This window comes from Acidovorax soli (genome assembly GCF_014207955.1).
GTDB classification, from domain to species: Bacteria; Pseudomonadota; Gammaproteobacteria; order Burkholderiales; family Burkholderiaceae_C; genus Acidovorax; species Acidovorax soli_A.
The window spans coordinates 556,242-569,629 of the sequence record NZ_JACHLK010000001.1 but is presented as its reverse complement, the minus strand read 5'-3'; the positions used below and the strand labels follow the sequence as shown (position 1 = coordinate 569,629).

12 protein-coding genes are annotated in these 13,388 nt (G+C 66.4%); 4 read left to right on the top strand and 8 right to left on the bottom strand.

All coding sequences use genetic code 11. The features are described 5' to 3' along the window. Window positions 1–14: 14 nt before the first annotated feature. Window positions 15–317, top strand: a complete 303-nt coding sequence (locus tag HNP48_RS02690) for a flagellar basal body rod protein FlgC (RefSeq protein WP_184855292.1) — start codon at window positions 15–17, stop codon at window positions 315–317. 68 nt (window positions 318–385) lie between these two features. On the opposite strand, the gene HNP48_RS02685 is transcribed toward HNP48_RS02690, so the two are convergent. The 7 genes from HNP48_RS02685 to rpmH all read right to left on the bottom strand — a co-directional run bounded on the left by HNP48_RS02685 (window position 386) and on the right by rpmH (window position 6,302). Next, entirely contained in the window at window positions 386–1,330 is a 945-nt protein-coding gene (locus tag HNP48_RS02685) for a hypothetical protein (RefSeq protein WP_184855291.1), read from the bottom strand. A gap of 114 nt (window positions 1,331–1,444) precedes the next feature. Then, window positions 1,445–1,936, bottom strand: a complete 492-nt coding sequence (locus HNP48_RS02680; RefSeq protein ID WP_184855290.1) for a Crp/Fnr family transcriptional regulator — start codon at window positions 1,934–1,936, stop codon at window positions 1,445–1,447. A 93-nt stretch (window positions 1,937–2,029) separates the two neighbouring features. Next, window positions 2,030–3,454, bottom strand: coding sequence for a tRNA uridine-5-carboxymethylaminomethyl(34) synthesis GTPase MnmE (gene mnmE / locus HNP48_RS02675; RefSeq protein ID WP_184855289.1), 1,425 nt, complete (start codon window positions 3,452–3,454; stop codon window positions 2,030–2,032). 75 nt (window positions 3,455–3,529) lie between these two features. Next, window positions 3,530–5,254, bottom strand: a complete 1,725-nt coding sequence (yidC, locus tag HNP48_RS02670; protein WP_184855288.1) for a membrane protein insertase YidC — start codon at window positions 5,252–5,254, stop codon at window positions 3,530–3,532. Then, entirely contained in the window at window positions 5,251–5,529 is a 279-nt protein-coding gene (gene yidD, locus HNP48_RS02665; RefSeq protein WP_184855287.1) for a membrane protein insertion efficiency factor YidD, read from the bottom strand. Before yidD ends, yidC begins: the two co-directional genes overlap by 4 nt. Then, complete coding sequence (locus HNP48_RS02660; RefSeq protein ID WP_184855286.1) at window positions 5,526–6,098, bottom strand: ribonuclease P protein component; 573 nt, start codon at window positions 6,096–6,098, stop codon at window positions 5,526–5,528. Before HNP48_RS02660 ends, yidD begins: the two co-directional genes overlap by 4 nt. A gap of 69 nt (window positions 6,099–6,167) precedes the next feature. Continuing rightward, a complete protein-coding gene (rpmH, locus tag HNP48_RS02655) occupies window positions 6,168–6,302 on the bottom strand; it encodes a 50S ribosomal protein L34 (RefSeq protein ID WP_005798102.1) in 135 nt (44 codons plus the stop codon). Between the two features lie 310 nt (window positions 6,303–6,612). Here rpmH and dnaA point away from each other — a divergent pair, with 310 nt between their 5' ends. From dnaA to gyrB, 3 genes are all read left to right on the top strand, one after another. Further along, a complete protein-coding gene (gene dnaA, locus HNP48_RS02650; protein WP_184855285.1) occupies window positions 6,613–8,079 on the top strand; it encodes a chromosomal replication initiator protein DnaA in 1,467 nt (488 codons plus the stop codon). Window positions 8,080–8,250: 171 nt separating this feature from the next. Then, on the top strand, window positions 8,251–9,369 hold the full coding sequence (gene dnaN, locus HNP48_RS02645; protein WP_184855284.1) for a DNA polymerase III subunit beta: 1,119 nt from the start codon (window positions 8,251–8,253) through the stop codon (window positions 9,367–9,369). Window positions 9,370–9,527: 158 nt separating this feature from the next. Next, window positions 9,528–12,134 carry a DNA topoisomerase (ATP-hydrolyzing) subunit B gene (gyrB, locus tag HNP48_RS02640; RefSeq protein WP_184855283.1) on the top strand — a complete coding sequence of 869 codons (2,607 nt, stop codon included), beginning with the start codon at window positions 9,528–9,530 and terminating at the stop codon, window positions 12,132–12,134. Between the two features lie 231 nt (window positions 12,135–12,365). Here gyrB and HNP48_RS02635 read toward each other — a convergent pair whose 3' ends face one another. Then, window positions 12,366–13,331: a GlxA family transcriptional regulator gene (locus HNP48_RS02635; protein ID WP_184855282.1), complete on the bottom strand. Its 966-nt coding sequence runs from the start codon at window positions 13,329–13,331 to the stop codon at window positions 12,366–12,368. Window positions 13,332–13,388: the final 57 nt, after the last annotated feature.

Here is a 13,388-nt window from a genome sequence, read left to right as displayed (position 1 = left end):
GCGAGCACGTCCCCATGGCCTCCATTTCCTCGATCGGCACCTCCGGCATGCAGACGGCCCAGTTGCGCCTGGACGCCTCGGCCAACAACGTGGCCAACATGAACACGCCGCGCTACCAGCGCCAGGTGGTCGAGCAGGAAGCCACGCCCGGCGGCGCCGGCGTCACCGGCTCCGTGCGCCGCAGCCAGGAAGAGGGCGTGGCGCTGGAGCAGGAGGCCGTGGAACAGATGTCGGCCACCTACGCCTTCAAGGCCAGCCTGCAGGTGGTCAAGACCCAGGACCAGATGATGGGCTCGCTGCTGGATGTCAAAGCCTGAGTGATCCCTGTTCCGGAATGAAAAAGGCGGCCCTCGGGCCGCCTTTGTTTTTTTGGCGCCGTGCGCGCTCAGCGCAGTTCGCCGTATTGGGTGCTGCTCAGGTCCGGGCCGCGCTCTTCCGAGCCGGGCATCTCCGTGTCCTCGAAGCCGGTCGCATTGGGTGGGCGGGGGCGCAGGGGGCCCGAGCGCACGGGTGCGCCGCCAGGGCGGGCCGGAGCGACGGGGTTGGGGTTGCTGCCTGCGGCATCGGCCAGGGCGCGCTTGAAGGCGGCCACTTCGTCGGCCTCGATGGGCTCGAAGCGCTGCACCGGGCGGGTGGCCTCGTAGTCCACCGGCGCGGGGGAGCGCGGTGCCACCGTGCCTGTGAGCGGCGCCGGGGCGGTGGCCACGGGGGCGGCCGCGCGCAACGGGGCCGGGCGCGAAATCGGGGCCGAGGGCGTGGCCGTCAGCGGGGCCGGGGCCGATACCGGGGGCAGCGGGCGGCGCACGGCGGCTGCCGCGGCAGGCGCCTGGGCGCCCACGGGCAGGGCGGCGCCCAGCGGGGCAATGCCCTTTTGCGGAATGCCCACCGCCACATGGTCGTTGATGCGCCAGTACACGGCGGTCACCAGGATGTCGTAGCGCGTCTTGGCGGTCTGGGCGATCAGCGCCTCGATCTCGGACAGGCGCACGGTCTCGCCACCGTATTCGCGCGCCAGGTCCATCATCACCAGGAACTGGCGGCCACGCTGGTCCAGCGACAGCACCTTGAATTTGTAGCTGGCCGACAGCACGCCTGCACGCACCATGGCATCGCGCACCACGGTGTAGAGCAGCTCGCGGCGCTCCATGCGCTCGTTCTTGCGGTTGGCGGCGTGCTCGGGGGGCACGGGGTCGACCAGGGGCTTGCCCTGGCGGCCCGCAGACAGCGGCACCGTGGCGTCGGCGTTGAGCAGGCCCGAAGGTTCCGACGCCGCACTGGGCCGGGGCTTGGGTGGTACCGGTTTGCGGCTGAACCAGCTGAACAGTGACATGGCGTGCTTTCCTCGGAGTTCACCTGCAGTGGGTTGTCCGATTCGAGTGTACCGCGAGCCCTGCACCCCCAACGACGCCGCCGGTACCGAAAGCGGTGCCGGCCGACAGCGGTGTCAGGTCGCCGCAACGCGCCGTCGGCGATTGCCCAGGCGCTTGGCCAGCACCGACCCGGCCGCCATGGCCAGGCCCAGCGCAATGGCAGGTTGCCGGTTGGTCAACTCGGTGAAGCGGATGGCCGTCAGGCTCCACAGCTTGCAGGGCCCCGTGGCCTGCACCGTGGCGCTGCGCGAGCGGTGCGAAAAGAAGGCGCCTTCGCCGAGCACGGAGCCCGGGCCCACGATGGCCAGGCGCAGGCGCTCCTTCTCGTCCTGGAAGTGCACGCTCAGGCTGCCGCTTTCCACGAAGTACAGGGTGCGGTCGCTGGTGCCCTGCTGGAACAGCACGTGCCCAGTGGGCAGGATGCAGGGCAGCAGGTAAGGCGCAACCACATCCCACTGCGCGGCGGTCAGGGGATTGGTGATGCTGTCGTCGGCACTGGCCTGGGCGATGGCATCGATCAGGCCCTGCAGATCGGCTTTGGTGGCAGCGGGAGATAGGACGTTCATGGTTGTTCTTAAAGTAACCCTGTTACAGGTTGGGCACAAGCGCTGTTTACGTCCGTTTACAACAAAAGCGCACGCGCCGGCAGCGGCCTCGCGCTATTTTCCGATGCAAAAGCTCGAAAAAATCACGCCCAGCAGGTCATCGGAGGTGAACTCGCCCGTAATCGCACCCAATGCATTCTGCGCCAGGCGCAGTTCTTCGGCCAGGATGTCAAGGGCCGGGGCGCGCGCCTGTAACTGCATGTGCGCCTCGTCCAGGTGCGCCGCCACCGCCTGCAGCGCCTGCACATGGCGCGCGCGGGCGATGTACACGCCCTCGGGGGCCGCCTGCCAGCCCGCCACCTCGAGCAGCATGCGGCGCAGGTCTTCGAGGCCCGCGCCCGTGCGCGCCGACAGCCGCACCGCGCGGCCCACACCCTGCAGCCGGGCGGCCGTGGCCTCGTCCACACAGTCGATCTTGTTCCAGACATCGATCACGGGCACGGCGGCGGGCAGGCGCCCGGCCATGTCGGCCGCAATCGCCGCATCGCTGGCCGCGTAGTCCGCGGTGTCGGCGCGCGACAGGTCGTGCAGGAACAGCACGGCATCGGCCCCGGCGATCTCGTCCCAGGCGCGCGCGATGCCGATGCGCTCCACCTCGTCTTCGCTCTCGCGCAGGCCGGCCGTGTCGATCACGTGCAGCGGCACGCCCTCGATCTGGATGGTCTGCTGCACCTTGTCGCGCGTGGTGCCGGCAATCGGGGTCACGATGGCCAGCTCCGCCCCTGCCAGCGCGTTGAGCAGCGAGCTCTTGCCCGCATTGGGCTGCCCGGCGATCACCACCTTGATGCCCTCGCGCAGCAGCGCCCCCTGCTGGGCGCGCTGGCGCACGCGCGCCAGGGTCTGCTGCAGGCGGTCGAGCTGGCCCTGGGCATCGGCCTGCTGCAAGAAGTCGATGTCCTCCTCGGGAAAGTCCAGCGTCGCCTCCACCAGCATGCGCAGGTGGATCAGCGCATCGCGCAGCGCATGGATCTCATGGGAGAACGCGCCCGTGAGCGAACGGCTCGCGCTGCGCGCCGCCGCCGCGGTGGAGGCATCGATCAGATCGGCAATCGCCTCGGCCTGGGCCAGGTCGATCTTGTCGTTGAGAAAGGCGCGCTCGGTGAACTCGCCCGGTTCGGCCACGCGCAGGCCGGTGAGCACGGCGCCACCACCATCGGCACGCGCCGCGGCCGCCGCCTCCAGGCAGCGCGCCAGCAAGAGCTGCAGCACCACCGGGCCGCCGTGGGCCTGCAGCTCCAGCACGTCCTCGCCGGTGTAGGAGTGCGGCGCCGGAAAGTACAGCGCCAGCCCCTGGTCGATGGCCTGGCCGTCCGCGTCACGGAAGGGCAGGTAGTGCGCCTCGCGCGGGCGCAGGTCGCGCCCGCACAGCGCCTGCACCAGCGGCGCAATGCCCTTGCCCGACACACGCACGATGCCCACGGCGCCGCGTCCCGGGGCAGTGGCAATGGCAACGATGGGGTCGGCGTGGCGGGCAAGCATGGGCGTGACTGTAATGGTGTCGATGAAAAAAGGCCGCTTGCGCGGCCTTTCGGGGGTCAGCGACCGCAAGAGCAATCAGCTGAACTTGGGCAGGTTGAACTGCGGTGGCACACCCATGCGGGTGTTGATGATCCACTGCTGCGCGATCGACAGAATGTTGTTCGTCAGCCAGTACAGCACCAGGCCGGCCGGGAAGAAGAAGAACATCACGCTGAAGATCAGCGGCATGAACCACATCATCTTGGCCTGCAGTGGGTCCGGCGGCGCAGGGTTCAGGGCCGTCTGCAGCAGCGACGACAGCGTCATCAGCAGGGGCAGGATGAAGAACGGGTCCGGTGCCGAGAGGTCGTGGATCCAGCCGATCCAGGGCGCGTTGCGCATTTCCACGCTGGACAGCAGCACCCAGTACAGGGCGATGAACACCGGGATCTGGATCATGATGGGGAAGCAGCCCCCCATGGGGTTGACCTTCTCCTCGCGGTAGATGCGCATCATCTCCTGCTGCATCTGCTGCGGCTTGTCCTTCAGGCGCTCGCGCATCTCCATGATCTTGGGGTTGATGGCCTTCATCTTGGCCATGCTCGCGTAGGCCTTGGCATTGAGCCAGTAGAAGGCGATCTTGAGCAACAGCACCAGCGCCACGATGGCCCAGCCCCAGTTGCCCAGGATCTTGTGCAGCTGGTCCAGCAGCCAGTACAGCGGCTTGGACAGGATGGTCAGCCAGCCATAGTCCTTCACCAGCTCCAGGCCGGGGCTCAGGGCTTCCAGCGTCTTCTCGACCTGGGGGCCGGCGAACAGGCGCGCGTCCACGGTCTTGCTGGCGCCGGGGGCAATGGCACCGAGCTGCGTGATCATGCCCACCGAGTACAGGTTGGTGTCCACCTTGCGCATGAACAGGTTGCGCGGAATGTCATTGCCCAGCAGCCAGGCCGTGGCGAAATAGTGCTGCACCATGGCCACGTAGCCGTTGGTGGAATCCTTCTGGATGTCGACCTTGCCGGCCTCGATGTCCTTGAACTCGACCTTCTGGTACTTCTTGGCCTCGGTGTAGACCGCGGGGCCGGTGAAGGTGGAGTAGAACGAGGACTCGCCTGGCGGCTTGTTGCCGTCGCGCACCAGCTGCAGGTACAGCTCGGGCGACACGGGGGCCGTGCCGGTGTTCACCACCTCGTGCTTGACGGCGATGTCGTACTGGCCGCGCTTCACCGTCCAGGTCTTGACCAGCTTCACGCCGCCCTGGTCGGGCGACTCGAAGCGGATGGACAGCTCGTCCTGCCCGTCCTTGAGCTCGCGCGGGCCGGGCACGGCCGTCATCAGCGTCTTGTGCGTGGGGAAGGCGCCGCCGATCAGGCCGGTCTGCGCCACGTAGACGCGGTTGGCGCTTTCGTCCAGCAGCAGAAAGTTCTTGCCGCTCTTGTCACCGATGTCGGCGTGCTTGAGCAGTTCGGCATGCGTCAGCGAACCGCCTTCGCTGTCGAAGGTCAGGCGGTAGACGTCGGTGGCCACCTGCACGCGCTCGCGCGTGACGGGGGCTGCCGTGGTGGCGGGCTGGCCGGGAACGGCCGCTGCGCCCTGGCTCGCGGCTGGGGTGCCGGGCGGCGTGGCCGAATTGGTGGAGGAGGGCACGCTCGCAGCGCCCGCCGTAGCCGAGGCAGTGCCCGCAGGTGCCGACGCCGCCGTGGTGGCTGGCGTGGGGAAGAAGGTGGCTTTGTTGCCGTTGTGCAACTGCCACTTGTCCCACAGCAGAACCATGGAGAAGCCAAAAATCACCCACAGTATGGTGCGGCGAATGTCGTTCATGGAGACTTTTTTGGTGAAGGTTGTTGAAACCGCGAGAACAGCCGCATGCTGCGCGGCAATTGTTGCGGGACGGGGTCATGGCCCCCGTCACACCAGGGGTGGCAGCGTACCAGCCGGCGCAGCGTGAGGTAGCTGCCGGCCGCCGCGCCATGCTGCTCCAGCGCCTGCAGCGAATAGACGGAGCAGGTCGGCTCGAAGCGGCAGGCCGAACCCAGCCAGGGGCTCAGGAACAGGCGGTAGCCCTTGACCACCCCGATGAGCAGCGCCCGCATCATGGCGCAACCGCCGACGCCCGTGGCGCACTGGGGCTTTTGTCGCTTCTGCTAGCGCTGCCGCCCTGGCCATTGCCTTGGCCACCGCCCTGCCGTTTGGCCGCATGGCCAAACAGCTGCAGCAGCTCGGCCCGCACCGCCTGCTTGAGCTGGTCGGACGTGGCGCTGATGAACTGCTTGCGGTCGAAGGTGCTGCGCAGACGCACCACGTGGGCGGCCTGGGGCAGGCGCGCCTCGAAGGTCGCGCCCACGGTGTAGATCTGCCGCTTGATGGTGTTGCGCGTGACGGCACGGCGCGCCCAGCGCTTGGGCACCATGGCCCCCAGCCAGACGTCGGAAACGGCAAACAGGGCCTGCGGCGAGGTGCCGGGCCCTGTGGAAGATGCCGGTGCGGCGGCTGGCTGCGCGGGGTCAGCCATGGCGGGTTCGCCAGACGTGACAACGGCACCGCCAGTCGTGGCAGTGCCGTCGGCGCCCAGCACCAGGCGGTGCAGCGCAAAATGGGCGGTACGGGAAACGGTGCCCCCCGCCATGGCGGCCTGGAACTGCGGACGGGTTTTCAGCCGTTGCATGCTGCGCAAGCGCCCCCGTTTGTGACCTGGCGGTGCAAACCGGGGTGCAGGCCCAGGACCTTGCCGGCCTTAGACGGCCAGGCGCTTGCGGCCCTTGGCGCGGCGTGCGTTGATGACGGCACGGCCGCCACGGGTCTTCATGCGCACGAGGAAACCGTGGGTGCGGGCGCGGCGGGTCTTGGAGGGCTGGTAAGTACGTTTCATGGTGCTCTATTCCTTGAGGTTCAGTTCCGGACTGCTGCACACAAAACGGCACCGCCCGGTCAAATCGCCCTGAACACATTCAGGGAAACCCAAAATTATCGCAGGCTTGTGCCCCGCTGGCAATGCCCACGCCCGGGAAGACCCTGTGGCGCGCTGGAATCAGGGGTTCAGAATGCCTTGTACCGACCCCGGACACCCGGGTCCGGGCCTGTTGGAACCACCGGCCTTTCAAATTGTGGATAACTCCTTGACAAGCTACAATGCGCGGCCCAGCACCGTTCCTCCTATCCACAAAAAGAACCACCGATAAATGACCGAGGAACCCTCCAGCAGCTCCGCATCCAACCCCGGGGCCGACGCCGGCCAGAGCCTGTGGCAGGCCTGCCTAGAACAACTGGCGCAAGACCTGCCAGAGCAACAGTTCAACACCTGGATCAAGCCCCTCGTGGCCCAGGTGACCGAAGACTTCTCCAAGGTGACATTGTTCGTCGCCAACCGCTTCAAGCTCGACTGGATCCGTGCGCAGTACGCCAAGCGCATCTCGCTGCTGCTCGAAGACCTGTACGGCCAGCCCGTCACGCTGGAGTTAGCACTCGCTCAGCGAGAAGCCGTGACGCGCACTTACGTGCGCCCCAGCACGAGCAGCGCGCCCGCCCAGCAGCAGCCCCCCGAGCAGCCCAGCCAGGGGCAGGGCGGCAATGGCTCCGGCCAGGGTAGCGGCAGCAGCAGCGGCCCCGACGAATCGGCCAGCGCCTTCCGCAACCGCCTGAACGCCGGCCTGACCTTCGAAACCCTGGTCGAGGGCACGGCCAACCGCATGGCGCGCTCGGCCGCCATGCACGTGGCGGGCATGCCCGGCCACCTGTACAACCCGCTGTTCATCTACGGCGGCGTGGGCCTGGGCAAGACCCACCTGGTGCACGCTGTGGGCAACCGCCTGCTGGCCGACAAGACCGACGCCAAAGTTCTCTACATCCACGCCGAGCAGTTCGTCTCGGATGTGGTTAAGGCCTACCAGCGCCGCACCTTCGACGAGTTCAAGGAGCGCTACCACTCGCTGGACCTGCTGCTCATCGACGACGTGCAGTTCTTCGCCAACAAGGACCGCACGCAGGAGGAGTTCTTCAACGCCTTCGAGGCCCTCCTGGCCAAGAAGAGCCACATCGTGATGACCAGCGACACCTACCCCAAGGGGCTGGCCAATATCCACGAGCGCCTGGTTTCGCGCTTCGACTCGGGCCTCACCGTGGCCATCGAGCCCCCCGAACTCGAGATGCGCGTGGCCATTCTGATCAACAAGGCGCGCGTGGAAGGCACCGAGATGCCCGAGGAAGTCGCCTTCTTCGTGGCCAAGAACGTGCGCTCCAACGTGCGCGAGCTCGAAGGCGCGCTGCGCAAGATCCTCGCGTACTCGCGCTTCAACCAGAAGGAAATCTCCATCCAGCTGGCCCGCGAGGCGCTGCGCGACCTGCTGTCCATCCAGAACCGGCAGATCTCGGTGGAAAACATCCAGAAGACGGTGGCCGACTACTACAAGATCAAGGTCGCCGACATGTACAGCAAGAAGCGCCCGGCCAGCATTGCCCGCCCGCGCCAGATTGCCATGTACCTGGCCAAGGAGCTGACGCAAAAGAGCCTGCCCGAGATCGGCGAGCTGTTCGGCGGGCGCGACCACACGACTGTGCTGCACGCGGTGCGCAAGATTTCGGGCGAGCGCCAGCAGCTGACCGAGCTGAACCAGCAGCTGCACGTACTGGAACAGACACTCAAGGGTTGAGCGCCGTGCATACCACCAAGCCCATTTGTGTAAGAACCTGTTCGGCACCACGCTGCCGCAGAAAACAGGTCCTTACAAGGCAAAATGGGGGGTTATCGGGCAGCAGGGGGGCACGACCCGTGCCGCTGCCCGCACCGTTCCAAAAAGATCCACAAGCAAGGGGTTGATGACATGATCGTCCTGAAGGCAACACAAGACAAGGTACTCGCGGTTCTGCAATCCGTGGCTGGCATCGTGGAGCGCCGCCACACCTTGCCCATTCTGGCCAACGTACTGATCCGCAAGACCGGCAATGCGCTGCAGCTGACGACCAGCGACCTCGAAATCCAGATCCGCACCACGGCCGAGCTGGGCGGCGACACGGGCGACTTCACCACCACCGTGGGCGCGCGCAAGCTCATCGACATCCTGCGCACCATGCCCAGCGACCAGACGGTGAGCCTCGAATCCGCCCAGTCCAAGCTGATCCTCAAGGGCGGCAAGAGCCGCTTCACCCTGCAAAGCCTGCCGGCCGAAGACTTCCCGCTGGTGCAGGAATCGGCCGCCTTCGGCCCCGTGTTCGCCGTGCCGCAAAAGACCCTGAAGGACCTGCTGGGCCAGGTGTCGTTTGCCATGGCGGTGCAGGACATCCGCTACTACCTCAACGGCATCCTCTTCGTGGCCGAGGGCAAGACCCTGAGCCTCGTGGCCACCGACGGCCACCGCCTGGCCTTTGCCAGCGCCACGCTGGACGTGGAAGTGCCCAAGCAGGAAGTCATCCTGCCGCGCAAGACCGTGATCGAACTGCAGCGCCTGCTGTCCGATGCCGGCGGCGAGAACCAGCCCCACATCGAGATGCAGTTCGCCAACAACCAGGCCAAGTTCACCTTTGGCGGCATGGAGTTCGTGACCAAGCTGGTGGAAGGCAAGTTCCCCGACTACAACCGCGTCATCCCCAAGAACCACAAGAACAACCTCACGCTGGGCCGCGCCCCGCTGCTGGCGAGCCTGCAGCGCACCGCCATCATGACCAGCGACAAGTTCAAGGGCGTGCGCCTGAACCTGGAACCCGGCACCCTGCGCGTGGCGTCCAACAACGCCGAGCAGGAAGAGGCCGTGGACGAGCTCGACATCGACTACGGTGGCGACACCATCGAGATCGGCTTCAACGTGACCTACCTGATCGACGCCCTGGCCAACATGGGCCAGGACATGGTGAAGGTGGAGCTCTCCGACGGCAACAGCTCCGCGCTGCTCACCATCCCCGACAACGACAGCTTCAAGTACGTCGTGATGCCCATGCGCATCTAGCCCTGCGCCGTGCCCGCCACACCCCGGCGGGCACCCCTTGCAAGCTATTGAAATGATAGCTATCTGACCCCATCTGATGGGAATCAGAGCACGATTTGAACCCTCGACAGACACACATCGGAAGCCACCAGTGGCTTCCCCCGGACCCCAAGGCCACCATGACCGCTGACAACAACCTGCCCGAGCAAGAACCTACCGGCACTGGTGAGCCCGTTCCGCAAAAGATCGACACCAACCAGGCCGGCGCCAGCGAAAGCTACGGCGAAGGCTCCATCACCATCCTGGAAGGCCTGGAGGCCGTGCGCAAGCGCCCGGGCATGTACATCGGCGACACCAGCGACGGCACCGGCCTGCACCACCTGGTGTTCGAGGTGGTGGACAACTCCATCGACGAAGCCCTGGCCGGCCACTGCGACGACATCGTCGTCACCATCCACACCGACAACTCCATCAGCGTGACCGACAACGGCCGCGGCATCCCCACCGGGGTGAAGATGGACGACAAGCACGAGCCCAAGCGCAGCGCCGCCGAAATCGCGCTGACCGAACTGCACGCTGGCGGCAAGTTCAACCAGAACAGCTACAAGGTGTCGGGCGGCCTGCACGGCGTGGGTGTGAGCTGCGTGAACGCACTCTCCAAATGGCTGCGCCTGACCGTGCGCCGCGAAGGCAAGGTGCACCAGATCGAATTTGCGCGCGGCTTTGTGCAAGACCGCCTGCTCGACACCGTGGAAGGCTTTGAAGTGAGCCCCATGAAGGTGACCGGCGAGACCGAAAAGCGCGGCACCGAGGTGCACTTTCTGCCCGACACCGAGATCTTCAAGGAAAACAACGACTTCCACTACGAGATCCTGGCCAAGCGCCTGCGTGAACTCTCCTTCTTGAACAACGGCGTGCGCATTCGCCTCAAGGACGAGCGCAGCGGCAAGGAAGACGACTTCTCGGGCGCCGGCGGCGTGCGCGGCTTCGTGGAGTTCATCAACAAGGGCAAGACGGTGCTGCACCCCACCTCGTTCTACGCCGCGGGCGAGCGCCCGGCAGAGACGTACGGCGGCATCCCTGGCACGCACATCGGCGTGGAAGTGGCCATGCAGTGGAACAGCGCCTACACCGAGCAGGTGCTGTGCTTCACCAACAACATCCCCCAGCGGGACGGCGGCACCCACCTCACCGGCCTGCGCGCCGCGATGACCCGCGTCATCAACAAGTACATCGAAGAGAACGAGCTGGCCAAGAAGGCCAAGGTCGAAGTCACCGGCGACGACATGCGCGAAGGCCTGTGCTGCGTGCTGAGCGTGAAGGTGCCCGAGCCCAAGTTCAGCAGCCAGACCAAGGACAAGCTGGTATCGAGCGAAGTGCGCGCGCCCGTGGAAGACATCGTGAGCAAGCTGCTCACCGACTACCTGCAGGAGCGCCCGGCCGACGCCAAGATCATCTGCGGCAAGATCGTGGAGGCCGCCCGCGCCCGCGAAGCCGCCCGCAAGGCCCGCGAAATGACGCGCCGCAAGGGCGTGCTCGACGGCATGGGCCTGCCCGGCAAGCTGGCCGACTGCCAGGAAAAAGACCCCTCGCTCTGCGAAATCTACATCGTGGAGGGTGACTCCGCCGGTGGCTCTGCCAAGCAGGGGCGTGACCGCAAGTTCCAGGCCATTCTGCCGCTGCGCGGCAAGATCCTGAACGTGGAAAAGGCCCGGTATGAAAAGCTGCTGACCAGCAACGAAATTTTGACGCTGATCACCGCCCTGGGCACCGGCATCGGCAAGGCCGGCGGCAGCACCGGGGGCGACGACTTCGACGCCGCCAAGCTGCGCTACCACCGCATCATCATCATGACCGACGCCGACGTCGACGGCGCCCACATCCGCACCCTGCTGCTCACCTTCTTCTACCGCCAGATGCCCGAGCTGGTGGAACGCGGCCACATCTACATTGCCCAGCCACCGCTGTACAAGGTGAAGGCCGGCAAGGAAGAGCTGTACCTGAAAGACGGCCCCGCGCTCGACGGCTTCTTGCTGCGCATTGCGCTGAACCACGCCAGCGTGAGCACCGGCGGCGCCAACCCGCAGGTGCTGACCGGCGAGACCCTGGGCGAACTGGCGCGCAAGCACCAGGTGGCCGAGAGCGTGATCGAGCGCCTCTCCAACTTCATGGACGCCGAAGCCCTGCGCGCCGTGGCCGATGGCGTGACGCTCAAGCTCGACTCCGTGGCCGAAGCCGAAGCCAGCGCCGTGGCCCTGCAGGCCAAGCTGCGCGAGCTGAACACCACCGGCGCCCCCGCCGAAGTGGCCGGCGAATTCGACGCCCGCACCGACAAGCCCCTGCTGCGCATCAGCCGCCGCCACCACGGCAACATCAAGAGCAGCGTGATCACGCAAGACTTTGTGCACGGCGCCGACTACCAGGCCTTGGCCGAGGCCGCCGAAACCTTCCGCGGCCTGCTGGGCGAGGGCGCCAAGGCCCTGCGTGGCGAAGGCGAGAAGCAGAAGGAAGAAAAAGTGGGCGACTTCCGCCAGGCCATGAAGTGGCTCATCAGCGAAGCAGAGCGCAGCACCAGCCGCCAGCGCTACAAGGGCCTGGGCGAGATGAACCCCGAGCAGCTGTGGGAAACCACGATGGACCCCAACGTGCGCCGCCTGCTGCGCGTGCAGATCGACGACGCCATCGAGGCCGACCGCGTGTTCACCATGCTCATGGGCGACGAGGTGGAGCCGCGGCGTGACTTCATCGAGACGAACGCGCTGCGCGCGGGGAATATCGACGTGTGATGAGCTGATCGGCTGATCGCCGGTTCCATCGACAGGCGGTGGTGAAGCCCTTTTCCAAGGTGCCCACCATCGCCTTTTTCATGCCCGAGCGCGAGCGGATGAATGAACGGGCAGTGGCGACCCCCTCATACGGATTCGCGTTCGACCGTATGACCAGGCGGGAAGCCGCAGACAGTGCTGTGGCACGGCAAGGCGAACCAACGACGTCAGGCGGTTGAAGGCGAATCCGTATCAGCGCAGCTCCGCCCGCAAATCCCGCACGCCCTTGCCCAGCCGCTGCCGCAGCAGCGTGCGCAGGGTGGCGCCGTCCAGGTAACCCACCTCGGCCGCAATGGCCTCGATGTCCATGCCGCTGCCATGCAGCAGTGACTGTGCGCGCTCTACGCGCAGGTCCTGAAAATAATCGAGCGGCGACTTGCCCAGCACCGCCTGGCAGCGCCGCTGCAACGACCGCGGGCTGGTGGCCAGCGCGCTGGCCGCGTCCTGCAGTGAGAACCCCTCTTTCAAATGCTCGCGCGCCCAGCGCTCGAAGCGCTGCACCAGCGGGTCGGCCTGCGCCAGGTGGTTGGGGATGATGTAGGGCGCCTGCAGTGTGCGGATGTCGGCCAGCAGGTAGCGCGACACCACGCCCGCCAGCTCCGGGCTGGCCCTGCGGATCAGCCACAGCGACAAGTCCAGGTGCCCCATGGCCGCGCCCGCCGTTACCCCGATGTCGGTGGGCACCAGCATGCGCGACTCGTCCAGCTGCACCTGGGGATAACGCTGGCGAAACAGCGGCGCCAGCCACCAGGTCGTGGTGGCCTCCCGCCCATCGAGCAGCCCGGTCTCGGCCACGAAGAAGGTGCCGATGCACGACGCCGCAATCTGCGCCCCCTCGGCATGCCAGCGCAGTATCTGCTTGCGCGCCTGCTGCATGTCGGCCCGCGCCAGCGCCGGCACCAATTGCTCCGGCGAGCCCGTGTTGAGCGCGGGAATGATCACCCAGTCGGGCGCCGGCCCGGGCGCAATCGGCTGCACTGGCACCAGCAAACCCTGGCCCGAACGCACCCGCCTGCGCACCCCCACCAACGACACCTCGAACAGCGGGTTGCCGCCCATCATCTGCGCCGAGAACTTGTTGGCCAGCTTGAACGCATCGAGCGCCACGGTCAGCCCCGTGTCGAAGACGTCCTCCAGCACCAGTATGGAAATGCGCATGTCGCAATCGACCCCAAAGTTGTCATTTGCGACTATACCGGTTTGACCGGTGCAAAC